Annotated in this window: 25 protein-coding genes; 16 read left to right on the top strand and 9 right to left on the bottom strand. The window is 63.3% G+C overall.

What is annotated here, in order from left to right:
- The first annotated feature begins 40 nt into the window (after nt 1–40).
- Entirely contained in the window at nt 41–1,522 is a 1,482-nt protein-coding gene (locus CN97_RS17375) for an ATP-dependent nuclease (RefSeq protein WP_248700118.1), read from the top strand.
- Nucleotides 1,519–3,402 carry a UvrD-helicase domain-containing protein gene (locus tag CN97_RS17370; RefSeq protein WP_035714093.1) on the top strand — a complete coding sequence of 628 codons (1,884 nt, stop codon included), beginning with the start codon at nt 1,519–1,521 and terminating at the stop codon, nt 3,400–3,402. The genes CN97_RS17375 and CN97_RS17370 overlap by 4 nt, the downstream gene beginning before the upstream one ends.
- A 160-nt stretch (nt 3,403–3,562) precedes the next feature.
- Here CN97_RS17370 and CN97_RS17365 read toward each other — a convergent pair whose 3' ends face one another.
- The 3 genes from CN97_RS17365 to CN97_RS17355 form a co-directional block, all read right to left on the bottom strand.
- Entirely contained in the window at nt 3,563–4,162 is a 600-nt protein-coding gene (locus CN97_RS17365; RefSeq protein ID WP_035714091.1) for a rhomboid family intramembrane serine protease, read from the bottom strand.
- 224 nt (nt 4,163–4,386) lie between these two features.
- Nucleotides 4,387–6,003, bottom strand: coding sequence for an ISL3 family transposase (locus CN97_RS17360; RefSeq protein ID WP_438266337.1), 1,617 nt, complete (start codon nt 6,001–6,003; stop codon nt 4,387–4,389).
- Nucleotides 6,004–6,354: 351 nt separating this feature from the next.
- The gene (locus CN97_RS17355; RefSeq protein WP_035714088.1) at nt 6,355–6,795 is read right to left on the bottom strand and encodes a MerR family transcriptional regulator; all 441 of its coding nucleotides are present in this window, start codon (nt 6,793–6,795) and stop codon (nt 6,355–6,357) included.
- A gap of 89 nt (nt 6,796–6,884) precedes the next feature.
- Here CN97_RS17355 and CN97_RS17350 point away from each other — a divergent pair, with 89 nt between their 5' ends.
- Genes CN97_RS17350 through CN97_RS17330 form a run of 5 tightly spaced genes read left to right on the top strand, consistent with a single transcriptional unit; the run spans nt 6,885 to nt 11,375 of the window.
- Nucleotides 6,885–9,185: a heavy metal translocating P-type ATPase gene (locus tag CN97_RS17350; RefSeq protein ID WP_035714086.1), complete on the top strand. Its 2,301-nt coding sequence runs from the start codon at nt 6,885–6,887 to the stop codon at nt 9,183–9,185.
- Nucleotides 9,186–9,189: 4 nt separating this feature from the next.
- Entirely contained in the window at nt 9,190–9,813 is a 624-nt protein-coding gene (locus CN97_RS17345) for a methyltransferase family protein (RefSeq protein ID WP_035714083.1), read from the top strand.
- Nucleotides 9,810–10,295, top strand: coding sequence for a signal peptidase II (gene lspA / locus CN97_RS17340; protein WP_035714081.1), 486 nt, complete (start codon nt 9,810–9,812; stop codon nt 10,293–10,295). The genes CN97_RS17345 and lspA overlap by 4 nt, the downstream gene beginning before the upstream one ends.
- On the top strand, nt 10,282–10,719 hold the full coding sequence (locus CN97_RS17335) for a disulfide bond formation protein B (RefSeq protein ID WP_241699905.1): 438 nt from the start codon (nt 10,282–10,284) through the stop codon (nt 10,717–10,719). The genes lspA and CN97_RS17335 overlap by 14 nt, the downstream gene beginning before the upstream one ends.
- Nucleotides 10,716–11,375 (top strand): DsbA family protein, encoded by a 660-nt coding sequence (locus CN97_RS17330; RefSeq protein WP_035714079.1) that lies wholly within the window; start codon nt 10,716–10,718, stop codon nt 11,373–11,375. Before CN97_RS17335 ends, CN97_RS17330 begins: the two co-directional genes overlap by 4 nt.
- 10 nt (nt 11,376–11,385) lie before the next feature.
- On the opposite strand, the gene mntR is transcribed toward CN97_RS17330, so the two are convergent.
- Nucleotides 11,386–11,841, bottom strand: coding sequence for a manganese-binding transcriptional regulator MntR (mntR, locus tag CN97_RS17325; protein ID WP_051911394.1), 456 nt, complete (start codon nt 11,839–11,841; stop codon nt 11,386–11,388).
- A 114-nt stretch (nt 11,842–11,955) separates the two neighbouring features.
- On the opposite strand from mntR, the gene CN97_RS17320 reads away from it, so the two are divergent.
- Together CN97_RS17320 and CN97_RS17315 are read left to right on the top strand one after the other, a co-directional pair.
- Nucleotides 11,956–13,101, top strand: coding sequence for a multicopper oxidase domain-containing protein (locus tag CN97_RS17320; protein ID WP_035714076.1), 1,146 nt, complete (start codon nt 11,956–11,958; stop codon nt 13,099–13,101).
- Nucleotides 13,098–14,279, top strand: coding sequence for a ZIP family metal transporter (locus CN97_RS17315; RefSeq protein ID WP_035714074.1), 1,182 nt, complete (start codon nt 13,098–13,100; stop codon nt 14,277–14,279). The genes CN97_RS17320 and CN97_RS17315 overlap by 4 nt, the downstream gene beginning before the upstream one ends.
- Before the next feature lie 39 nt (nt 14,280–14,318).
- Here the strand turns inward: CN97_RS17315 and CN97_RS17310 are convergent, their stop codons facing one another.
- From CN97_RS17310 to CN97_RS17300, 3 genes are all read right to left on the bottom strand, one after another.
- Complete coding sequence (locus CN97_RS17310) at nt 14,319–14,594, bottom strand: hypothetical protein (protein ID WP_035714143.1); 276 nt, start codon at nt 14,592–14,594, stop codon at nt 14,319–14,321.
- 89 nt (nt 14,595–14,683) lie between these two features.
- Complete coding sequence (locus CN97_RS17305) at nt 14,684–15,349, bottom strand: L,D-transpeptidase (RefSeq protein WP_035714072.1); 666 nt, start codon at nt 15,347–15,349, stop codon at nt 14,684–14,686.
- 128 nt (nt 15,350–15,477) lie between these two features.
- A protein-coding gene (locus CN97_RS17300) for an IS3 family transposase (RefSeq protein WP_088217529.1) occupies nt 15,478–16,631 on the bottom strand; the annotation gives its coding sequence in 2 pieces (ribosomal slippage) (nt 15,478–16,382 and nt 16,382–16,631; 1,155 coding nt in all).
- 271 nt (nt 16,632–16,902) lie between these two features.
- Here CN97_RS17300 and lnt point away from each other — a divergent pair.
- The 7 genes from lnt to CN97_RS17265 all read left to right on the top strand — a co-directional run bounded on the left by lnt (nt 16,903) and on the right by CN97_RS17265 (nt 22,042).
- The gene (gene lnt, locus CN97_RS17290; protein WP_241699904.1) at nt 16,903–18,468 is read left to right on the top strand and encodes an apolipoprotein N-acyltransferase; all 1,566 of its coding nucleotides are present in this window, start codon (nt 16,903–16,905) and stop codon (nt 18,466–18,468) included.
- Nucleotides 18,465–18,641, top strand: coding sequence for a hypothetical protein (locus tag CN97_RS20990; RefSeq protein WP_088217530.1), 177 nt, complete (start codon nt 18,465–18,467; stop codon nt 18,639–18,641). Before lnt ends, CN97_RS20990 begins: the two co-directional genes overlap by 4 nt.
- A gap of 99 nt (nt 18,642–18,740) precedes the next feature.
- Nucleotides 18,741–19,331: an SCO family protein gene (locus tag CN97_RS17285; RefSeq protein WP_035714068.1), complete on the top strand. Its 591-nt coding sequence runs from the start codon at nt 18,741–18,743 to the stop codon at nt 19,329–19,331.
- Nucleotides 19,332–19,334: 3 nt separating this feature from the next.
- Complete coding sequence (locus CN97_RS17280) at nt 19,335–19,808, top strand: copper chaperone PCu(A)C (RefSeq protein WP_035714065.1); 474 nt, start codon at nt 19,335–19,337, stop codon at nt 19,806–19,808.
- A 38-nt stretch (nt 19,809–19,846) separates the two neighbouring features.
- Nucleotides 19,847–20,389 (top strand): SCO family protein, encoded by a 543-nt coding sequence (locus CN97_RS17275; RefSeq protein ID WP_051911399.1) that lies wholly within the window; start codon nt 19,847–19,849, stop codon nt 20,387–20,389.
- A gap of 16 nt (nt 20,390–20,405) precedes the next feature.
- Nucleotides 20,406–21,569, top strand: a complete 1,164-nt coding sequence (locus CN97_RS17270; RefSeq protein ID WP_051911392.1) for a M23 family metallopeptidase — start codon at nt 20,406–20,408, stop codon at nt 21,567–21,569.
- On the top strand, nt 21,566–22,042 hold the full coding sequence (locus tag CN97_RS17265; RefSeq protein WP_035714060.1) for a DUF411 domain-containing protein: 477 nt from the start codon (nt 21,566–21,568) through the stop codon (nt 22,040–22,042). Before CN97_RS17270 ends, CN97_RS17265 begins: the two co-directional genes overlap by 4 nt.
- A gap of 62 nt (nt 22,043–22,104) precedes the next feature.
- Here the strand turns inward: CN97_RS17265 and CN97_RS17260 are convergent, their stop codons facing one another.
- Both CN97_RS17260 and CN97_RS17255 read right to left on the bottom strand, forming a co-directional pair.
- On the bottom strand, nt 22,105–22,626 hold the full coding sequence (locus CN97_RS17260; RefSeq protein ID WP_088217531.1) for a TlpA family protein disulfide reductase: 522 nt from the start codon (nt 22,624–22,626) through the stop codon (nt 22,105–22,107).
- 61 nt (nt 22,627–22,687) lie between these two features.
- Nucleotides 22,688–24,163 (bottom strand): multicopper oxidase family protein, encoded by a 1,476-nt coding sequence (locus tag CN97_RS17255; RefSeq protein ID WP_035714057.1) that lies wholly within the window; start codon nt 24,161–24,163, stop codon nt 22,688–22,690.
- Between the last annotated feature and the right edge of the window lie 60 nt (nt 24,164–24,223).

Genomic DNA, 24,223 nt, shown 5'->3' with positions numbered 1-24,223 from the left:
TGCCTGACCGCGGTCCCCGCCGTGGGCTTACGTTAGGTCGTTGCGTAAGCTCGGATATCCGGGTCTTGCCAACCCTACCCTAGAAATCCGTGCTGCTCTCAAACTCGAAAGGCTGATGGGAGATCAGCAGGCAAAGGTTCACTATTTACTTGAGGAAGCGACCGCAGAAGTCGAGGCACTCGTCCTGCCCGATAGCTACAATGGGCTTGGTTTCAAGAACCTTATCTACATGGGCGTGGAATTGCTTGATCTCCATTCAGCGTGGGCGACAACAGAAGAAGGCGAGGAAGACAAGAGGCAGCCGATCCATCTGATCTTTGTTGAAGAACCAGAAGCTCACATGCACGCTCAGCTCCAGCAGGCCTTTGTTCGTAAGCTGACAGATCTTATTCCCCCGAGAGGCGAAGACGGTTTTGCCTCACAGTTCGTCATCACAACCCATTCTCCACACATACTTTACGAGCGTGGCTTCAAGCCGATCCGGTACTTCCGGCGGTCTGTTGAAACGGGAGCCAAGCAAAGCACCGACGTGTTCAATCTCTCGATCTTCTACGAGCAGAATGAACCGGATCGGGACTTTCTCGAACGATACATGAAGCTCACCCACTGCGACTTGTTCTTTGCGGATGGGGCAATCCTCGTCGAAGGAAATGTCGAGCGCTTAGTGCTCCCGCTGATGATTGCCACGGGTGCCAAGAAGCTCGGAGCAGCTTATTTGAGCATCCTTGAGGTCGGTGGCGCTTTCGCGTTCCGCTTCCGGAAGCTCGTCGAGTTCCTGGGAATTCCGACACTTATCATCACCGATCTCGACAGCGTCCATCCAACGCCACCTACGCCGGAACCTCTACCAGAGGAGGGTGATACAGAAGCCTTCGCCGAAGGGGCAGAGGATGATGAAGAAGTTGAGGACGACGGGGACATTGATGACAGTGAAGAGGACGCCGGTGCGGACAGCAAAGTCGCTCCCAAACCAGGTACGAAATGCCCTGCTGGCACGCCCGGGGCAGTGACTGCGAACCAGACCCTGCGCCAGTGGCTTCCGGGCAAGACCCTCATCGACGAGTTGCTCACCGCTGTAGAAGCTGATCGGCTTCAAGCACCATCTGCGGACGGGGGCGCCCACGTGATGGCGACGTACCAGATGCCGGTGATGGTGACGTGGGGCGAAACCACCCTTGAGCTTAAAAGTCGCACGCTCGAAGAGGCGTTCGCCTACGAGAACCTCGCTTGGTGCCAGAAAAAGGAAAACCGGGACGTTGGCCTCCGCTGGGCCAAGTCAGCCGACATGACGCTAGAAGTGTTGGCTGCGAAGATCCACAAACGGATCAAAGGAGAGTGGTTCAAGAAAACCAATTTCGCCCTCGGCCTTCTGGCAAGTACTGACGGAGGATGGGTCGTTCCTACCTATATCCAGAACGGGCTGAACTGGCTTGCGCTGCACGTTTCCGTGGGGGATGACCTGCCGGAAGAGAAGCCTGCTGATGCTGACGTCCCAAGCGAAGTCGCGGAGCCGCCGCAATGACGAGCCGCACTGGCAAGCCGGATACGCAAGCAGACATCGAACTCCGCGAACTTCTCGATGATGATAATTCGACCGGTTTCGTGATGGTGGCCGGAGCGGGCTCCGGAAAAACCACGTCGATTGTAAAGGCGCTCGATCATCTCCGCAAAACGCGGGGTGCGCATCTCCGTCAGCGCGCCCAGAAAGTAGCCTGCATCACATACACCGAAGTTGCTGTCGATGAGATTTGGGGCGATGTCGGCAATGATCCACTTTTTCACGTCTCGACGATCCACAGCTTTCTCTGGGCTGCTCTGAAACCTTTTCAGGCCGACATTGCCCTGTGGGTCGACAGGCGCATTGACCAGAGGATCGCCGACACGGAAGCCAAGATCGCGGCTTTCACCAAGCGTACGCACGAGAAGACTCGTCTTCAGGCCGCCGCTGACGTCGAGCGGTATCGCGACCAAAAGCAAGAGATCAAATCTGTAAAAAGCTTCAACTACAGCGTCGGCAGCAACTATCCAAAAGGCGTGCTGGGTCACGACGACGTGATCCGGCTCTCGACCGAACTCATACAGGGTCAGCCGCTAATCGCTAAAGTCGTCGGGCAAAAGTTTCCGTTTATCTTCGTCGATGAGAGTCAGGACACTGCGCCTGATGTCGTCTCCGCGCTTAAGGCGATATGTGCAGCGCTTGGATCAAAGTTCTGCCTCGGCTTCATCGGAGATCCGATGCAGAAGATCTACACGTCCGGCGCAGGAGTGATCGCTCCGCTAGCCGGTTGGAAGGTGATCGAAAAACCGGAAAACTTCCGGTGTCCAACATCCGTCCTGACGGTCATCAACAACATTCGGGCTGCGGGCGACGCGCTAGTACAGACGGGGGGGAAAACCAAGCTGGTCGGGGGCAAGCGTGTTCCCGTGGTCGGGACTGCCAAACTGCTCGTTGTGCCCAAGGATGATCGAGTGGCGCGACTGGCGGCCGTGAGAGATTGGCTCGCCAAGAAACATGACGATCCTCTCTGGCTTAGTGACGCACCGGAAGCGGATGTGAAGGTACTTGTCATCGCTCACCGGATGGCGGCGGAGCGCCTGGGCTTCGGTGCCCTATACGACGCGTATCACGATAAAACGTCCGAGACTCTGAAGGAAGGTTTTGACGAAGGCACTCACTGGTCCGTGCTTTCGTTCCTAAGGTTGCTCATGCCCCTAGTAATCGCTCAAGCCAAAGGTGACCAGTTCGAGGTAATGAGTCTCCTTCGCCGTCATGCGCCGTCGCTCCAGCGTAACCAAGCAGGAAGTAGCACACTGCCTGCCGTACTGAAAGAGTTGGATTCCAAAGCAAAGGTACTGGCTGAGACCTGCGCAATAGGTTCAAGCGTGCCGGTTTTCGAAGCCCTGTCTCATCTGAAACACGCGAGGATGTTCGGGCTTGATGATCGCTTGTTGAGTGCAATGGCCGAATACGACGCCGCGAAACAAATTACGGATTCGGGCGATGCCGCTGCTGTCCAAAAACTACTTCACCTGCCAATGAGCGAGCTGTGGGGCTATCGGACCTATATCGAAGAACAATCACCCTTCGAAACGCATCAAGGAGTGAAAGGGGCGGAGTTTACCCGCGTTATCACGATTATCGACGACGAAGAGGGCCGGCATAACCAGTTCTCTTACGGCAAGCTCTTTGGAATTACGCCTCCCTCCGATACCGACAACGTGAACGCGAAGGAAGGAAAGGAGACTACGTACGATCGGACTCGTCGGCTTCTCTACGTTTGTTGCTCTCGGGCTGGACAAGATCTTGCGATCGTCTTCGTTGCAGACGACCCGGCAGGCGCTCACGCAGCCATAGCCAATCTGGGTATCTTCCCGCCGGAGGATGTCCACAATCTTGCCTAGCAGTCATGCTACCGTCAAACAAAATGGGGTGCCACTGCTCTCGGGGCAGGTCATACTTTCTTGCTGCGGAACAAGTCGAGTGGCCGGTTCGGGGATTGCTGGCCCGTAGCATCGAGAGGTCGATCGTCCGCTATGGGCCGTTCGGGTCAGTTGTGGCGCTTCAGTCCAGATCGACGTCGCTCAAGCGCGGGGCATGGACATGCGTTCGGACCAGGAACGCCGCGGCCGCGCCAGCGACGACACCGAAGAGATGCGCCTCCCAAGACACGCCGGGTTGGCCCGCAAGAACGCCCCAGAGAATGGAGCCATAGAGGACACCGACCACCAATGCCGCGCCCAGCGTGATCAGCGAGCGATCCACGAGGCCGCGCACGACGAGGAAACCGAACCAGCCGAAGATGAGCCCTGACGCGCCGATATGGATGGCCGAGCTGCCGAACAGCCAGACGAGAGCACCGCCGAGGCCGATCACCACGGCGTTCATCGGTAGCAAGGCCCGCGTGGTGGTTGCCACCATCAGCCCACCCATCACCAGCAGCGGCGGCGTATTGGCCATCAGGTGCGCGAAGCTCCCATGCAAGAGGGGCATCGCGATAATGCCGTCCAACCCACCGAAGGACCGCGGGATCAGTCCGAACGCCGGGTTCAGGCCGTAGCCGGAGATCCAGTTGACGACCTGGATTGCCCAGAGCAGGGCGACAAAGGCGACAAGTGCCGCGACACGCCGCAAGAGTCCGCTAATGTGGTTACGGCTTGTCATGTCCCCGATAGTATACGCCCCCGCTGGCCCTTCAACGGCTTTTGCGCGCTCTTCGGGATGCCGTCTCTGCAACCAAGTGCGGCCGGCCAACCTGGTCGCGGCGCAGGCCACAAGGATGGCGGCACGTTTGAGCCGCAGACCTTCTTGTCCAGAACCCTCTCGGATGGTTGGATGCAGTATCATTTGGACGGCCGATGTCGCGTTGCCGTTAAATAGGCTCTGCCTCAATCTGTGTGGCGGAGGGGCAGCATTCTTGCCCTCAACAGTTCTGGCCCGGCTCGGCCGTACATGGCGCGTTTGAGGGTCTTCAGACGATTAATCTGACCTTCTGCTTGGCTGTTGCTCCAGGGCATCTCGATAGCGTTTTTTACCGCATCGAAATCCCGGTTCAATGTGCGTGCGAAGCGCACGATGGGCGCCAGGTCGGTTTCGATCGCGTCGTCGATCCATGCAGGGAGCGGGTCTGCCTCGCGGCCACGCAGGATACCGTTGAACCGCATGACGAGGCAGCGCATCGTTGCGAAGGCGGGAGAGCCAGCCTTGAGCGCGTCGACCTTCCGCGCCTGATCCGGGGTGAGTTTTCCGCGGGGTTTGATACACAGCGCTGCCGCGATGACCGGGGAGATCGCGTGCCCCGTTTCCGGGTCCCGGACCGGTTCCAGGATCTGGTGCTCCAAGGCAGGGCCCTTCGCTTGCTTTTCGGCTCTGCGCCACCCCGCCAGCAGCCGCTGCAAATGCGTCGGGCTCCCCTCGTAGCCACGCTCTCGGATCAGACGGAACAGGGCGCTTCCAGTTCGAATTCCGCCCTTCCAGCTTTGGCTCAGGAACTCTTCAAAGTACCACGGCGAAGTCGGCTTCAAAGCTGCCCGCCTGCGGTCCGGCGGCGTCTCGAACTGCAGCCATTTCGCGATGCTGCGACGAGGGAACCCTGTTCGCCGCCCAATCTCGCTGCAGGTAAGCCCCTGATTTCGAAGCGCATGGATGGTGGTGAAAATCTCTTCCCGAGACGTCCTGTGCGCAAGGCGGGACTTCAGAAGGCTTCCCTCTGCGGTGATATTGTCGGCGTCGGACAGCAGCGCCCTGCCGGTCGCACGGCCGTGAAGGTTCATCTGCTCCTCGATAGCCTGCCGCAGGTTCTGCACGATATGAAACCGGTCGGCGACCTGTTCCGCTTGCGGCGCGCCTTGCCGGGCAGCCTGGGCGTAGAGACCGCAGCGATCTCTGCTGATCACTTCCACCTCGGGATGTCGTTTCAGCCAGTCGGTGCAGGTGACCACATCACGATCTTCGAGAACATCGATGACCGCGCGACGCTCCAGATCGACGATGATCGTGCCGTAGGTCTGCGACTTCCGCCAGCTCCAGTCGTCGATCCCGATGACGGTCGGCGGCTCGGCAGTGTCTTGAGCACGGTTCTTCAGCTGCCTAAGCACCGTGTCATCACTGACCCCAAGGCCCAAGCGGTGCAAGAGCCGCTCGGCAGGCCGCCCGCCGGTCGCGTGCCCAAGATGGCTGACAATTTCCCCGACACGCGAAGTGCGCCGCGCAAAAGGACGCGCAATCGAGCCGATCTGGTCAAAGAAAGTCCGACGCGGGCAGGCGGGTGCCAAACATCGCCAACGGCAAACCCAGAGGGTTACCGTAACCCCGTCACCATGGGCGGGATAATCCTGCAGCCGCCTACGCCGCCAGCCGTGACGACGTCGCGATTGCAATCCACAGTCTGGGCAGATGCCGTTTGGTGTCAGACTGCCGGATACAGTCCACCCGCCGGAATCGCGCCGCTCAACGCTTTGAACGGAAACATCGCTCCCGGGCGACCAGTGCTTCCTTGAAATCACCACTATCCCTCCTGAATCTTCCCGTTCTCAGGATAGTGCGCCACACAGATTGAGGCAGAGCCGAGTTAAAGGCAAAATCTCACATTTAACAGCAAAGCATCACCATTGATTTTGTTGGGTTTGTCATCTCGCCTTTAAGGGCAACGCGACACCAGCCTACCCCTCGATGTGATCTTGTGCAGTGCCATCGCGCTGGCCGTTCTGGCTGGCGGCGCGATGTGGCTTCGGAAACGTGGACGGCAAATGAAACAGGTTTCCAACCTTGCCGATGGTGCCCAATGTGACCTTGAAAGCTGTGGACCTGAACGCAAGAAGGCGGCCGCCACATAAAGCACGCGGCAAGAGGCTCACCTATTCCAGATGGTCTGCGTGCGGATGACAATGATCGGTTGCGCAATGGGCGTGATCTCCCAGCACCTCGATCACCCGGCAATCGGCGATCTTCCCGCCTGCACATTGCACGACCATGCGTTCCAGTTCGGCCTTGAGCGCGGTCAGACGCGCCAGGCGGCTTTCAACCTCAGCTAGCTGCGCCCTGGCGATGGCGTCGGCGGCGGCGCAAGACTGATCGGGCCTGTCCGACAGGCTCAGAAGATCGCGGATTGCTTCGAGCGTAAAACCCAGACCGCGGGCGTGCCGGATGAACGCTAGACGCTCCAGCGCCTTTCGGCTGTAGAGCCGCTGATTGCCCGCGCTACGTTCGGCCTCTGGCAAGAGGCCGATCTGCTCGTAGTAGCGGATCGTCGGAACCTTCACACCGGCAGCGTCTCCCAATTTTCCGATGGTCAGCATCACATTCCCCTTGAAGCTCTAGTTGCTAGAGAACTTAGGTTCCTGATTCGATAAGGGCAACTGTCCGCTTCCGGGCAGGAGGGAAGACGATGTCGGGTTCAAAAAGCGAAGAATTCTGCGACTGGACCGTGTCCGGTATGGACTGCGGGTCCTGCGCGACGAAGATCAAGGATGCGGTTTCGCGTTTGCCCGGGGTGAGCGATGTCCAGGTCGCGATCATGTCGGAACGCCTGCGTCTGACGCTGGATGAGGCGCAGACCGGACGCGACAAGGTCGAAAAGACCGTGCGCGCCCTTGGATACGGGATCGAACCCCGCAAGGCGGGCGCGAAGAAGGACTTCATGCTGCCCGGTGCCGCCAACAAGGCCGAAGACGAGGACGCCGCGGACCACAGCCGCGACGATGGCCACGATCATGCAGGGCACGACCACGGTCCGGCAGCGACGGCCAGCGCAAAGAGCGACGATTCCGGCCACGGCAGCCCAGGCCATGTCCATGATGACCCCGCCGATCGGGGCAAGCGCTGGTATCAGACCGGCAAGGGTAAGCTTGTAATCTTCACTGCCCTGTTGTTGGGTGCGGCGTGGATCATCGAGTATCTGGCGCCGGAGATCGGCAGATGGGCCTTCGTCGCCGCCTGCCTGATCGGTGTCGCCCCCGTCGCACAACGTGCTTTCGCCGCGCTGCGGATGGGCCAGCCCTTCACCATCGAAAGTCTGATGACGGTTGCCGCCATCGGCGCCCTGTTCATCGACGCGGCCGAGGAGGCGGCGCTGGTCGTGTTCCTGTTCGCTGTGGGCGAAGTGCTGGAGGGCGTGGCGGCGGGCAAGGCGCGGGACGGGATCCGGGCGCTGGCAAACCTCGTGCCCAAGACCGCGCTTCTGGAGATCGACGGCAAGCCGCAGGAGGTCCCGGCAGCCAGCCTGGCGGTCGGGCAGACCGTCCTTGTCCGTCCCGGCGACCGCATCCCGGCGGATGGCGAGATTTCCGAAGGCAACAGCGGCGTCGACGATAGCCCGGTGACGGGCGAAAGCGTGCCGGTCAACAAGGGGCCGGGCGACACGGTTTTCGCGGGCTCGATCAACACCGAGGCCGTCCTGCGGGTGAAAGTGACCAAGGGGCCGGAAGACAACACCATCGCCCGGATCATCCGGCTGGTGGAAGAGGCCGAGGAGGCGCGCGCGCCGACCGAACGTTTCATTGACCGTTTCAGCCGCTGGTACATGCCGCTGATCGTAGCGCTGTCGGTGCTGGTGATCCTGGTGCCGCCGCTGGCCTTTGGCGCGGACTGGAACACGTGGGTCTATCGCGGCCTGACGCTGCTTCTCATCGGCTGCCCCTGTGCCCTGGTCATCTCGGTCCCCGCCTCTATCGCCTCGGCGATGTCGACGGGCGCGCGGCGCGGGCTTTTGATGAAAGGCGGTGTCGTCATCGAAGCGGCGTCCAAGGTCAGCCGCATCGCGTTCGACAAGACCGGGACGCTGACGCATGGGCGCCCCAAGGTCACCGATGTCGTCACCTTCGGCACCACGACCGAGGCCGAACTGCTGGCCGTTGCCGCCGGGGTCGAGACCGGATCGAGCCACCCGCTTGCCGTCGCCATCCTGAACAAGGCGAAGGAGGCCGGGGTCGAGGCGCTGGCGTCGAAGGATGCCAAGGCGCTGATGGGCAAGGGCGTGGTCGCAACGGTCGGTGATGCCCCGGCCTGGGTCGCCTCGCCGCGCTATGCGATGGAGCTTGGCGGGCTGGAGGGCCTTGGCCTGCGGAAGGCGACGGTGTTCGAGGAGGAGGGCAAGACGGCCGTGGCAGTGTTCCGCGCGAAGACCCCGCTCGGCCTGATCGCCATGCGCGACGAACCGCGCGACGACGCCAAGGACGCGGTGCGCCAACTCGAGGCCATGGGGGTCGGCGCAGTCATCCTGACCGGGGACAACCCGCGCACGGCGGCGGCCATCGCGGGGGGCCTGGGGATGGAGTTCCAAGCCGACATGATGCCCGAGGACAAGCTGAAGTTCATCAAGACGATGCACGACGAGGGCGGCGTGATGATGATTGGCGACGGGATCAACGACGCGCCCGCGCTGAAGCAGGCCAATGTCGGCGTGGCGATGGGGTCCGGGACCGATGTGGCGCTGGAAACCGCCGATGCGGCTATCCTGCGCGACCGGGTGACCGACATCCCGGCGGTGATCCGGCTGTCGCGGGCCGCAATGGCCAACATCCGCCAGAACGTTACCATCGCGCTTGGCCTGAAGGCGGTGTTCCTGATGACTTCCGTCTTGGGGCTGACCGGCCTCTGGCTTGCGATCCTGGCTGATACCGGGGCGACCGTGCTGGTGACGCTGAACGCGCTGCGCCTGTTGCGGTTCAACCCGGAACGCGAGGCGTGACTCGATGATCTCGGGTTTTGGCTGCGCCGCGCTGGCCCTTCTGTTCGGCTATCTTGCGATGTTCTTCTGGGGGAGCGCGGTGGCAGCGCAGTCTGCGGGCCGGTCTGTCTGGCTGTTTTCGCGGGCAAAGGGGCGCGACCGGCTGGCCGCCATGGGATTCCGTGCGGCTTTTGCGATCGCTTTCTTCGGGCCGCTGGTCTGGCTTGCGATACCCCTGCTTCACAAGACCGATCCGCTCTGGACCGAGGGGCACGCCGTCATCCTTGGCCTGATCGGGGTCCTTGTCGCAGGCCTTGGCGCGATGGTGGCTTTCGCGGCGCAGATGTCGATGGGGTCGTCCTGGCGTGTTGGCGTGGTCGGCGCCGAGACCGGCGATCTCGTCTCTGGCGGGCTCTACCGCTTCAGCCGCAACCCGACCTTCGTCGGACAGGCGGCGTTGCTGGCAGGGGTCGCGCTGGCAGTCCCCTCTGCACCGACGGTCCTTGCGCCGATCCTGTTCCTGTGGTCCGCCAGCACGCAGATCCGTTCGGAAGAGGCCGCCTTGCGCGCGGCAATCGGGTCGGACTATGACCGATACGCCGCATCGGTCCCGCGCTGGATCGGCATCAACCGCAAGGCTGAACCATGACCCGAACAAAGCTGATTTTCCTTATCGCCGCCACATTACTGGTGGACCAGTTGACCAAGGTCGCGGCGCTGTCGCTGCTTTCCCGGGGGATGGCGGTTCCGGTCTTTCCGGGCTTCAATCTTGCCCTCGGGTTCAACGAAGGCGCCAGCTTTGGCATGATGGGCGGCGTCATGGCAGGCAAGCCCCTGCTGATGGCGGCGCTGACCGGCGCACTGACGCTGATGTTTGCCGTCATGGCGTTCCGGGCACGCCACCCGTTCGAGAAGGCAGGCCTGGCGCTGATCGTTGGCGGGGCCCTTGGCAACATCATCGACCGGCTGCGGCAGGGGGCCGTCACCGACTTCCTCGATCTCTACTGGCAGGATTGGCACTGGCCCACCTTCAACGGTGCCGATATCGCCATCACGCTTGGGGCGCTGTTCATTCTTGTGGCCTCGCTTCCGTCACGCCGCAGCAAGGAGCCTGCTCTTGACCAGAACTGATGAACAGGCGCTGTCTCGCGACGATCTGGTGCTTACGCTCGCTTTCCTGATCGCCTTGGGGGCCACGTTTGGCGCGTTGTTCATCGGCGAGGTGCTGGGACAGATGCCCTGCACCCTGTGCTGGTATCAGCGCATCGCGATGTTCCCGCTGGTGCCGATCCTTGGCCTGTCGCTGTGGCGCGGGGATGGCAGCGCATGGCTTTATGCCCTGCCGCTGGTGCTGGCGGGTCTGGCGCTGGCCGCCTGGCACTCCGGGCTTTACGCTGGCATTCTTCCTGCACCCATCGTGCCTTGCACCCAGAACGGCCCGTCCTGCACCGGCGAGGCGCAGATGATCCTGGGCGTACCCATCCCTTACCTTTCGCTGGCCGCCTTTGCCGCGATCCTTGCCTGTCTCATCCTGCCGAAAGGAAACCGCACATGAACCGCCGCACTGTGTTGATCGGGGCTTCCGCCCTTGGACTTGCCGCCTTCGGCGGTGGTGCCGTATTCCTGACCCGCCGCCGCGAGGCCGAGGCGCAAGCCGACGCTGCGACCGCCCCCGCAGTGGACGACTCGCTTCTGGTGCGCGCCCATTCGCCCATCCTTGGCCCGGTCGATGCCCCCGTCACGCTGGTCGAGTTCTTCGATCCCTCTTGCGAGGCCTGCCGGGCGTTCCATCCGATCATCGCAGAAATACGCCGCCAATTTCCGACCCAGATCAGGGTGGTCCTGCGCTACACTCTGTTCCACAAAGGGTCGGATGAAGCCGCGCGCATCCTCGAGGTGGCGCGGATGCAAGGCAAGTTCGAGCAGGTGCTCGACGCAATCTTTGAGAAACAGCCGGAATGGGCGCTGCACGACGGTCCGGACATGAAAATCGCGTGGCAAGCCGCGGGCGCCGTCGGGCTGGATCTGGCCAAAGCGGAAACCGACAAGATGTTCCCCGGGATCACGGCCACGATCAATCAGGACATGGCGGATGTGGAAGCGCTTGGTGTGAACCAGACGCCCACCTTCTACCTGCAAGGCAAGAAGCTTGAGATCGTCTCGGGTGAAAAGTTCTTCGAGGATGTCCGCCTTGCCATAGAGGGCACCTGACCCGCACCGGTCAGCTTCGGGCGACAAAGGCCGCGAAAAGCTCGAGCGTCCGCTCGCTTACATGATGCTCGATCCCTTCGGCGTCCCGCTCGGCCGTCTCGGGGTCGAGCCCGAGGCTAAGCAGGAACCGCAGAACGATGTCGTGCCGGTGGCGGCACTCCTTTGCCAGCGCCCTACCCTCTTCCGTGAGGAAGATCGACCGATACTTGGCCCGGGTGATCAGGCCGTCGCGGGCGAGCCGGTCAAGCGTCTTGGCGACGGTCGGTGCCGTCACGCCCATCCGGGTGGCGATGTCCACGGGGCGCGCCTCGCCCTGCGCGTGGATCAGTTCGGCGATCAGCTCGACGTAATCCTCTGCCAACTCGCGGCTACGCGCGGCGCGCACGCCCTGAAAAGCCTCCGCGCGCAGGTCGGGAGAGCGGTCATCACTGGTGGCCGACAGTGTGTGATGTGGATCATCGTTCATTGTCGGCGCAGTCTTGCACGAACCCCGTTGACAAGCAAACGCGCCGGGCAGATTGTTAGCCTTGTCTAACATTTCGCGCCACGCCTTTTGTGCGCGCCGGGAAAGCCTCATTCCATGCCTGCCGACCAAGACACTTCGGTTGACCCGTCGCGCCGCGCTTTGCTGGTCGGCGGACTCGTGGCCGCAGGCGGCGCTGCAATTGTCGCGGGAACCGCGCGTTCCCAGACCGCGCCCGACCCGATAGCCGGACACGACATGTCGGCGATGTCGGCCGATCCCTATGCCGCCCCGATGCCCGGCATGGCGCATGGCAACATGACCACCCTGGGTTCTGTCGATCATGCCCGCAACGGCTTCGACCCCACGGCCATGCTGACGGACTGGGACACCGGCACGACCGAGCTTCTGCCCGACGGCCGCACCCTGCGCACCTTCGAGGTCGAGGCTTACGACAAGGAAATCGAGATCGCCCCCGGCATCTTCTTTCCCGCCTGGACCTACAACAACCGCGTCCCCGGCCCTGCCCTTCGGGCGAAGGAAGGCGAGAAGCTGCGCATCATCTTCCGCAACTTCGGCTCGCACCCGCATTCGATGCACTTCCACGGCATTCACTCTGCGCGGATGGACGGTGTTCCCGGTGCAGGACTGATCGGCCCCGGCGAAGAGTTCGTCTATGAGTTCGATGCCAAACCCTTCGGCTGTCACCTCTACCACTGCCACGCCCTGCCGCTGAAGCGGCACATGCACAAGGGCATGTACGGGTTGTTCGTGATCGACCCCGACCCTTCCCGGCAGACCGACCCCGCGCTTGCTGCCGTTGCTGCGTCACGCGTTCTGGGCAGCCCCGAAAATGCCCTTTGGCAGGAGCTGGCGATGGTGATGAACGCCTTCGACACCAATTTCGACGGTGGGAACGAAGTCTATGCGGTCAACACCGTGGGGCAGGCCTACATGAACGTGCCGATCCCGATCGACAAGACCCGGCCCGTGCGCATCTACCTCGTCAACGTGACCGAGTTCGACCCGATCAACTCGTTCCACCTGCACGCGAATTTCTTCGACTACTACGACACTGGCACGCAGCTGACGCCGACCCTGCGCACGGTCGATCTGATCATGCAGTGCCAGGCGCAGCGCGGCATCCTCGAGTTCAGCTTCGCCGACCATGAGGACGGCATGTACATGTTCCACGCCCATCAATCCGAGTTCACCGAGCTGGGCTGGGTCGGCATGTTCGACGTGCGGGGGCCGGGGGCATGAGCGACCAGAGCCAACCGACCCGTTCCCCGCTGATCCGGCTTCTGCTGGTGTTCCTGCCTCTGGCGGCCATTCTGGTGTCTTTCGTCTTGATCGCCTCGCTCGATCCGTTGCGCGGCTTCAACAACGGTGCCCCACCGGTCGAGTCGCTCACCGTCGAGCGGACGATCCTCGACAGCACCGGCATCCAGGTTCTTGTGCGTGCGGGCGGGTCGGAGGCGATGCAGATCGCGCAGGTTGCCGTCGATGACGCCTTCTGGACCTTCACGCAGGACCCGTCGGGACCGATTGCGCGCGGCAGTGCCGTCTGGGTGCAGATCCCCTACCCGTGGGTGCTGGGCGAGGCGCATCAAGTGGCCCTCGTGACCAACACCGGCACTGTGTTCGGGCACGAAATCGCTGTTGCCGTGCCCACGCCGCAGGCATCCGGGGGGCAGCTTCAGTTACAGGCGCTGGTCGGCGCGCTGGTCGGTTTGCTGCCTGTCGCCCTCGGGCTGATGTTCTACCCGGCGATGCGCGGCTTCGGCACTTCCGGCATGAACTTCGTGCTGGCGCTGACCGTCGGCATGCTGGCCTTCCTGCTCCTCGACATGATGGGCGAGGCCACCGAACTCGCGGCTGAGGCAGCCGCGCTGTTCCAAGGATCGGCCATGGTCTGGCTGTCGGCTCTCGCGAGTTTCCTTCTCCTCATGGCCATCGGGCGCTGGCGCGGACGGCCCGAGGGGCTGGCGCTGGCGTTCTACATCGCGCTCGGCATCGGGCTGCACAATTTCGGCGAAGGGCTGGCCATCGGTGGCGCCTTCGCTGCTGGTGCGGCGGGCCTCGGCACCTTCCTCGTTCTCGGCTTTGCGCTGCACAACGTGACCGAAGGCATCGGCATCGCAGCACCCATGCTGCGCATCCGCCCTCCGCTCTGGAGCTTTGCCGCGCTGACGCTGCTTGCCGGGGGACCCGCCGTGCTTGGGATCTGGGCCGGTAGCCTTGCCTACGCCCCGCAATGGTCGGCTTTCGCGCTTGCGGTCGGCGCCGGGGCGATCCTGCAGGTCATGGTCGAGGTCACGGCCTATCTTCAACGCCAGAACAGCGACCGGCAGGCGATCCTGTACTCTCCTGCTGTCCTCGGCGGCTTCCTCGGCGGGATTGCATTTATGTATGTGACGGCGGCACTGATCAAGGTTTGACCATCGGCGAACTGGGGCAACTGACCATTTTTCGCGCGCTCAGCCGGTTGTGGCAGGACGGTTTTCCGTAGCGGTGCAGATCGGACGACCTTCCGCCGTACGGAGCGGCAGCATGGTCGTCTCAACCGGGCCGACATGCTCGTACCAGTAGCAGCCGTCCTCGGGCTGCAAGACCACTGCGCGCAGGTTCTGGTAGGGTGCGGCGATGGCCATCACGCCCTCGGGCAGCTCCTGCAGGAAGCGCGACGGCTCGTCGCCGATCCCTCCGACCGGTGCCACACAGGCTGAGAGCATCATCAAGGCGATCGCCAGCACCGCGGATCGCCCAGCACCGACCGTGCGGGGGAAACGCCCTGCCTTCGGAGTTCGCGAACTGAATTCCTTGCTCTTACCCGCAATCATGTTCAGGCCGTCAGCTCCACGTTGCCTTCTTCGGCCGGATACAGATGTGCCGTCACTCCGGTCTGAACCTGGTCGTAGAGATCGATGATGTGCGGCATAACCATGCGCACACAGCCGGAACTGGCCCGGCTGCCGATGGACCGCGGAAATGGCGTGCCGTGGATGCGCAGATAGGTGTCACGGCTACCGAGGAACAAGTAGAGCGCCCGCGACCCGAGCGCATTGCCAGGACCGGGATCCATGCCGTCGGCATACTGCGCGTAGGTCTCGGGTTCGCGCTCGATCATCTGTGGTGTGGGAGTCCACCTTGGCCACTTGGCCTTGCGGCCAATCGTATAGATGCCCGGCTCGTAGAGCCCGGACCGCCCGATGGCGACGCCATAGCGCATCGCAGTGCCGTCAGGCTGGATGTGGTAGAGATAGCGCGCGATCGCATCGACATGGATGTCGCCTGGCGTCAGCCCGGCGCGAGCCTCGACGCGGACCGGAAGCAGCCGCGGATGCAGGCCCCATGGATTGGTCGTAGCCGCAACATAGCCCGGGGGTGTCACCTGCGCATCCCAGGCTGCCCACTGGCCCTGAAGATCAGAGGCCGCGAAAGCCGGGGTCACAAGTGGCGCGGAGAAGAGAGCGGAAGTCATCTTCAGGAAATGCCGTCGGGTCGACATGTTGTCTGCTTTCAGCTCAATTGAGGGCAGCGAGGTTTGCCGCGCACGACAAACACGGAATTGGACGTGAGAATGGCCTCCCATGTCCATTCAAGTCTGCGTTGACCTGCCCCCCGGTCGTCCCTCGTTCATAGCGAGAGTCCTTGGGGTTGATAGTGGTCGGTTTCAGGTTGGGCAAGCGCGCCGGGAGCGAAGCCATCAAGTTGCTCAAGCGCCCGGCGCGCTTCTGCCGGTGTTCTGTTACCCAGCGAGGAATGCGGCCTGACGTTGTTGTAGTCGTATCGCCAGAGGGCCAACTTGCGGCGGGCGTCGGCCAGGCTGTCGAAGATCTCCTCGTTCAGGCATTCGTCGCGCAGGCTGCCGTTGAATGACTCGATGTAGCCGTTCTGCTGCGGCTTGCCCGGGTCGATGTAGTGCCATTCGACGCCCTTCTCGTTGGCCCACTTCAGGATGGCCTTGCTGGTGAACTCGGTGCCGTTGTCCGACACGATGCAAGCGGGTTTGCCGTAGATCCTGACCAGCGCATCGAGTTCCCGCGCCACCCTGGCCCCCGAGATGCTGGTGTCGGCGATCAGGGCGAGGTTCTCGCGGCAACAATCGTCGTTGACCGCCAGGATGCGGAACTTGCGGCAGGCCCCGAACGTGTCCGACAGGAAGTCCAGCGACCACCGCTGGTTCGGGCGCAATGGCACCGGCATCGGGGTTCGGCTTCCGCGGGCCCTCTTGCGGCCACGGCGGCGGCGCACCGACAGCCCCTCTTCCCGGTAGATGCGGTAGAGCTTCTTATCGTTCATGATCATGCCCTTGCGCTCCAGCATGATGCCCACACGCCGATAGCCGAAGCGGCGGCGTTTCTCGGCGATCTTGTGCATCTCTTCACGGATTTCCGGGTTATCGGGCGGCCGCTCACGCCGCACTGTCTTCGGATCGACACCGATCAGGACACAGGCCCGGCGCTGAGAGATCGGATGATCCTTCATCGCCTGCAGCACCGCGTCCCGCCGTTGCATCGGCGTCGTCAGGGCTTTCCCAGCAGATCCTTGAGCACCACGTTGTCCAGCATGGCATCAGCCAACAGGCGCTTCAGCTTCGCGTTCTCGTCCTCGAGCTGCTTCAGCCGCTTGGCGTCGGAGAGGTCCATCCCCCCGTATTTGGCCTTGAGCTTGTAGAACGTCGCGGGGCTCAGCCCGTGCTTCCGGCAAAGCTCGGAGATCGGCAAACCTGCCTCCTGCTCCTTGATCATCCCGATGATCTGCGCCTCGGTGAAACGGCTTTTCCTCATGTCGTCTGCTCCTTCTCAGGTTGGGCAGACTCTACATCACAGCGAGGGAACTTCCGGGGGGCAGGTCAGCGTGAAGGAGTCGGTACAAGGAGAATAGATGGCGACAGACGTATGTCAGAATGCTGGTCCCTTTGCAAAGGAGCTCGCTGGTCGCAAGGAATGCGCCACGATGGGGGCAGATCTGACAAGAGCGTGAACGCAAGAAACAGCCATTGCACCTCTACCCACTTGAGCACTTATCGTCTTCGCTCACGTTCGGGGGGCACGGCTGTTGATCGACCTTGATGGACCCTTGTTCGTCGGATCGGAAGGACCGCGCGTAGCGATCTGGCTACCAATTGGATTGATCTCTGGTGCCGTCTTTGTCTTGGCGCTGCCCCCCTTCTCGCTCCTGCCCTTCGCGTTACTGTCCTTCGCGGCTCTTTCACTGCTGCTGCGCGCGGCAACTGGCACATCTTCCATGCTCATTGGTTTTGCGTTCGGTCTTGGCCAGTTTGTGCCGGGGCTGTTCTGGATCACCGAGAGCTTTCAGGTCGAGGCCGACCGCTTCGGCGGACTGGCGCTGCCCGCCGTCCTAGGTCTTGCTGCGGTTCTCTCGGTTTTCCCCGCGCTGTCCTGCGCCTTGGCGGCGCAGCTGGCGCGAGCGGGCCTGCCGCCTGCCCTGTCGCTTGCCACCGCCTGGACAATCGCTGAATGGCTACGTGGTCATGTGCTCACAGGTTTTCCCTGGAATCTTGCCGCCTATGCACTGGCCGACTGGACCATTCTTGCCCAAGCGGCCTCGGTCTTGGGCAGCTACGGACTGGGGTTCGTCCTCGTCCTGGCAGCGGCCAGCATCGGACATGCGATGGGCGGCCCGGCGCGGGAAAGCCGTCGGGCATATCTTGGGGTGGCTGCAGCAACGATGTTGGCCTTGGCCATGTTCGGATACCTTCGCGTTGCGCTTCTGTCGGCGGACACCGGCCAAGGACGGGAGGTTCGCATCGTCCAGCCGAACATCCCACAGAGCGCGAAGTGGGACCCGGCTGCGCGCAACGCCAACATCGCGCGGCTCCTGTTCCTCTCGGCCCGGCCCGGTGCGTTCGACCTGCTCTTGTGGCCAGAAACTGCTTGGCCAGGGTTTCTTGCCGAAGATCCGGGGGCAAGAGCGGTGATCGGCTGGCTTCTGCCGGATCGCGCCGTGCTCTTGACCGGCAGCCCGGAGCGGGAACTCGCCGGTACAGACGCAGTCTATCACAACGCGGTCCTTGCCATCGGATCGGACGGCGGCGTCCTGGCTCGCTATGCGAAGCATCACCTCGTCCCCTTCGGCGAATATGTGCCCTGGCGCGGGCTTCTGCCGTTCCCGCGGATCGTTCAGTCACTTGGCGACTTCTCGCCCGGCCCCGGACCCGCGACTCTTGCTTTCGGCCCTTTCCCGTTTCCCGGCGTTGCGATCTGCTATGAGATCATCTTCCCCGGGCATGTGGTCGATGACGCGATACGGCCCGACTGGATCTTCAACGCGACCAACGACGCCTGGTTCGGCACCTCGATCGGACCATGGCAGCACTTCGCCTCGGCGCGGATGCGTGCGGTCGAAGAAGGCTTGCCGCTGGTTCGCGCGGCTAACACCGGAATCTCGGCGGTGGTCGACCCGTTCGGGCGCGTCACGGCTTTTCTCGAGCTCGGCGAACAGGGAATCATCGACGCACGTCTGCCGAGGCCGCTTCGCGCAACCCTCTATGCCCGTTTCGGGGACTGGATGCCGCTGGCAATGCTGGTCGCAAGCTGGACCGGATATGGCCTGCTCCGGCGGACCAGGCCCACGAGCTCACAGAAAAGGGGCGTCGCATGATTGGACCCGTCTTCGCCCTCGCGGGCTTCGTCTGGGGGGTGCTTGTCGCCCGAAGGCGCGGAGGCAAGCGGCTCGACTGTCTGCAGTACGGAGTCGGCTATGGGATTGCCTTCGGCCTCGTCGGTGTGCTTATCGGTATCGCGCTGGCGCGTTTTCTGGTCCCGCATGGATAGGCGAAAGCCCGCCTGCCGGATGTGGACGGGATGGTTGCGACTTGAACCTCTAGTTGCTCAAGGTTCTAGACCGCCTACTACAAAGCTTGGGACTTCTGAATGCGCCTTCGGAATCTGCAAATCATCCTCTGGACCGCAGCCATTGTGGCGACCGTGGCGTTCTTCGCGCTGCGCTGGTCATCTGCCGGGATGCAAGACGTTGCGGACGCGGCCTTTTCCCCGTCCTTCTCGCTTGCGGACAGCGAGGGGACGCAGCGGACATCGGAAGAGTTTCGTGGCAAGTTCCTGCTGGTCTTCTTCGGCTTCACCAATTGCCCGGACGTGTGCCCCACCACCCTATCCGAGGTCGCGCAGGTGATGGACGATCTCGGGCCAGATGCGGCGAAGGTGCAGCCCATCTTCGTTTCCATCGACCCGGTGCGGGACCGGCGGCTCGGCCTTCGGGAGTATACCGAGGCGTTTCACCCGGCGATCCTCGGGCTTGCGGGCACTGATGCGGACACGGAGGCTGCGGCCGAGAGCTTCAAGATCTACTTCGCCCGTGAGGCCGACGCAGCGGTCGCGGACGGCTACACCATGTCGCACAGTCCCGGCCTGTTCCTGATCGGCCCTGACGGCGTATGGCTGAGGCAGTTCGCCTACGGCACGCCAGCCGTCGAAATCCTTTCCGACCTCAGATCGAGATTCTGACAAATGAAATCATTGTTCCTTTCCACGGCCCTGCTCCTCGCCGCCCCTGCCGCCTTCGCCTGCGGGACGTTTACGGTCGGCGACCTCACCATAGAACACGCCTGGTCCAAGGCGACCATTGGCGCGGATCGCCCGGCGGTGTTCTATGTCGAGATCACGAACGGAGGTAGCACAGACGACGCCCTTATCGGCATCACGACGCCGGCCGCGACCATGCCGATGCTTCACGAGACCGTCGTCACCGACGGCATCGCTTCAATGCCGCACGCGATGTCGATCCCGGTTCCGGCGGGCGAGACCGTGGCGCTGTCCCCCGGCGCCTACCACGGCATGCTGATGGGTCTGGCCACAGCGCTGAAGGAGGGTGACCGGTTCCCCGTCACCCTGACCTTCGAGAATGCGGGCGACGTGACGGTCGATGCCGACGTGCTGTCCCTGCGCGCGGAGGGTCCGGATTGCAGCGACGCCGGGCAGTGATCCTAGGCCTGGGGGCCACAGGCGCGGCTGTCGCCTTCATGCTGGGGGTTGGCGCGTGGCGGACACGTGACCGGCAGCGCGGGAACGCCTTGTTGCCCCTGCCTGTCGGTGACATGGACTGGGATCTCACTGACCACCGCGGACAACCCGTCAGGCCTTTGGACTGGGTCGGTCGCCCGGTCATGGCCTTCTTCGGCTTCACTTGGTGCCCGGATGTCTGTCCGACGACACTAAGCGACATCTCGCTCTGGCTTGAGGAACTGGGGCCCGACGCCGACCGGCTGGTCGTGGCCCTGATCACGGTCGACCCCGACCGCGATACGCCGGAGGCCCTCGCCGACTACGTGAGCAACTTCGATCCGCGCATCATCGGGTTGACAGGGTCCGCCGAACAGGTCGAGAAAGCTGCCGCCGATTTCCGGGTGAAATACGCGCGCGTGCCGCGGGACGATGGTGACTACACGATGGACCACACCGCCGGTGTGTTCCTGTTCCACCCGGACGGACGCTTTGCCAGCATCATCGACTTCCACGAGGACCGGCGCTTTGCCGTTCCGAAGATCCGCCGAACCCTCAGTTGAAAGGTCATTCTGCCAGATGATCCGCTCTGCCCTCATAGTCCTTGCCGCCGCCTCCCTCGTGCCGTTGCAGGCTGCAGCCGACACGCCGACCGCGCATCTTCCCGCCGTGTTCGAAGCGACGATTGCCTCCGGCGACACGCTCGACAGTGTGCTCGGTCATGCGGGTGTCCCTGCCGGGATCCGGGCAGAGGCCGCCTTGGCTCTCGCGGGGGTTTACGACCTCACCGACCTGCGGCCAGGCCATCGCATCGAGTGGACGGCCACATCGGGCGATCCGGCGAGCCTGACACGCATGTCGCTCTTCGTGGAAGATGGCGTCGAGATTGTGCTGACCTTCGACGGCCCCGTTGGAGCCGCGCGGCTTGATCCGCCAATCCGTGAAACGGACCGGCGGGAAACGCTTGTGCTTGACGGCACGCTTTACGAAGCCCTCGTTGCGCGCAACGCGCCGGAACGCTTCGCCGTGGACCTGACTGCGCTCCTCGCGGGCCAGGTCGACTTCCGGCGCGACTTGCAGGGCGGCGAAACTTTTGCACTGGTCTGGCAGGAAGACCAGCTTCCTGACGGCAGCATCGCGGGCGAGCCACGGCTGAACTATGCGCGACTGGAACTTGCAGACCGGGTACTTGAACTCGTCGCCACGGATGCAGCAGGTCCCGTCATCGTGTTCGAGGACGGGGAAGCCGTGCAGCGGTCCGCCGCGCCGATCCTCGGTGCCCGGCTGTCTTCCGTCTTCGGGCGACGCAACCACCCTGTTCTTGGGGGCGTGCGGATGCATACCGGGATCGACTATGCCGCTCCGGTCGGAACCGAAGTCTCGGCCACCGGCGCAGGGCGCGTCGTCTTTGCCGGTACGATCCGGGGCTATGGCCTGACCATCGACATCGACCACGGCGGCGGGGTTGTGACACGCTATGCCCATCTGTCCGAGATTGCCGAAGATGTGCGGGAAGGCACGCGGGTCAAGGCCGGTGACAGCATCGGTGCCGTTGGCGCGACGGGCCTCGTCAGCGGCCCGAACCTGCACTACGAGGTGCGCGTTGACGGTCGGCCGGTCGATCCGACGGACCGCGAAGCACTGCCGGAACGCGAGATTGCTTCGGCGCAGGATCTTGATGCGCTGGCGACCTGGCGCCGCGAGACGGGCTTTGCAGCTTTGGTTGAAGGGGATCAGGGATGAGCGGACACCACATCGGACGCCGCAACCTGATGCTTGCGGCAGCGGCGGGCGTCGCGCTCCAAGGGCGTGCCGCCTGGTCGCAAGCGGAACCACCGATCCATGTCGTCAAGGGACGCGGCTGTGAATGCTGCGAAGCCTGGGTCGATTACCTGCGCGCGCAAGGCTTCACCGTGACGGACGAAGTGTCGATGGGAACGCTGCTGATCCGCTTCAAGATGGACCAAGGCGTCCCGGCGAAGGCCTTCTCCTGCCATACGGGTGTGGTCGACGGCTATGCGCTTGAAGGCCATGTTCCTGCTGCAGACATCCGGCGGCTGCTGGCCGAACGCCCCGATGCGGTCGGACTTGCGGTGCCCGACATGCCCTACGGCTCGCCCGGGATGGGGTCCGAGGACAGCCGCGATGCCTACGACGTGCTGCTGATCCGGCGCGATGGAGAACTGGAGATTTTCACCAGCTATCCTGCGGCCTGAAATCACATCCGCCCGGGGTCCGATCTTTGGCAGACGGTCTTCGACCAACACCGACTTATCCCTCAGAGGGCACCGACGATCTGGTCAACGGCGTCCTCGCTGTCCCATGCGTACGGACCTTGAAGGCGTCCGATCTCCCGGGTCTGCCGGTCGATCAGAAGGGTTGTCGGCAGGCCGATGAAGGCAAGGGCTAGCTGAACCCGAAGGGCTTCGGCCCAATAGAGCGGCAGATCGACGATGCCGATCTCGTCGTAGAAGCGTCGCCCCCTGCCGATCCCCGCGTCGTCGATGCACAGCGGCAGCACCGCGAAATCCGCACCGCCCAGCCGGGACTGGAGCCGGTCAAGTGTCGGCATTTCTTCCCTGCAGGGCGGGCACCAGGTCGCCCAGATGTTCAAGAGCATCACCCGGCCGGCGAAGTCGTCGAGTTTCCGCGTAGTGCCAGCTTCGTCAAGGATCGGCGGAGACAGCAGCGGTTGCGGATCCTTGAGCAGCCGGAAGGGTGGGCGAGCCTCGGCAGACCCTGCAAGGAAGGGCGCGGCGAGTGCACCAAGGACGGCACGGCGGCCGATAAGTGTTGGCATGGGTCCGCTCTCTCCGGGAAAGGGCCCGGACCCGCATACAGGCTGCGGGTCCGGGCGTGCGTCAGGCCGACACCGCGAACTCGGTCATCATGCCGGTCGAGAGATGCGGCATGTGGTGGCAGTGCAGCATCCACCGCGCCACCTCGCCCGCGTCCACCGCAACCGTCACCATGCCCATCGGCGGCACATGCACCGTGTCGCGCACCGCCCCCGCGATCCGGTCCATGCCGATACCCACCACCTGGAAGGCGTGGCCGTGCAGGTGCATCGGATGCGCCATCATCGACATGTTGTGAAACATGATCTCGACCCGGTCGCCGGTCTTCGCCGTGACGGGAACGTGGGTGCCCCAGGTCTGCCCGTTGATCGTCCAAATATAGGGCATCATTGAGCCGCCCAACATCAGCATCGGCTGCGAGGCTGGCGCGCGTTCGGGCAACGGGGTGACGGCGCGCAGGGCGGCCTCCTGCGCCAGATCGCCGCTGAAGGCGGGATGGTCGGCCTCCGACATCTCGGCGATCCTGGTCACCGCCGCGCCCGGCGTGGCAAGGATGACACCCGTCCTTTCCTTGGCACCTTCGCGCAGGGCAAGGATCGGGAAGGCCCCGCCATCACTCGGCACATCCAGTTCGACGTCCAGCCGCTGGCCCATTGCGACGCCAAAGCGGCTGCCGGGCAGGGGCTGCACTGGCTCGCCATCGACCGCTACCAGCCGCCCCGGCAGGATGCCGGTATCGATCCAGAAAACCGTCGCCGCCGCAGCGTTGATGATACGGACAAGGACCCGCCCGCCCTTGTCGATCTGAACCACTTCGGGGTCGTCCAGTGTGCGGTCGTTGGCGAGATAGGCGTCGAAGTTGTAGTCGTTCAGGTCCATCGCCATGCCGTCCATGCCCGGCATCGCCATCATGTCCCCCTGACCCATCGCACCCATGTCCATTCCGGAATGGTCCATGCCGCCCTGCCCCATCTGGCCGTGGTCCATTCCGGCCATGGATGCACCGCCGGTGATCTCTGCCAGGACCTCGGCGGGCGGTTTGAACGCGAAGTCGTGCAGGAACAGCGTCACCTCCTGCCGGTCGGCAGCAACGTCCTCGGGACGCCGCACGACCAGAGGTGCTGCAAGCAGCATCATCTCATGCGCCGGGATGTGGGCATGCATCCAGTGCGTGCCCGGTCGCGCCGCGAAATCGTAGGCCCGGGTTTCGCCGGGTTGAAGGACCGGCATCGGCAGGTCGGGGACGCCGTCCTGCGCGTTCGGCGGAATCTGCCCGTGCCAGTGGATGATCGTCGCCTCGCCAAGCGTGTTTGTCAGATCGACGGCGAAAGCCTGGCCCGGATCGAGGACAAGGCCGGACCGGCCAGCGCCGTCCAGAAGCCCCCAGACGGTTGCGGCTCTCCCCCGCACGTCGATGGTGCGGGTGGTGGCGGTCAGCGACATTCGGCCGGACTGGGCCCAGACCCGTGCGGGAAGCACCAGTGAAGCGGCCGTGGCCGCAGAAGCGGCCAGAAAGCCGCGGCGAGAAAGGGGCGACATGCGAATTCTCCTGTATCGTGTCGTGAATTGGACAAATGGTCCCCGGCGAATGCCAGAACC

Source organism: Haematobacter massiliensis (assembly GCF_000740795.1).
GTDB classification, from domain to species: domain Bacteria; phylum Pseudomonadota; class Alphaproteobacteria; order Rhodobacterales; family Rhodobacteraceae; genus Haematobacter; species Haematobacter massiliensis.
Note: the sequence above shows the minus strand (reverse complement) of the source record. Positions and strands in the feature narration are given on the sequence as shown.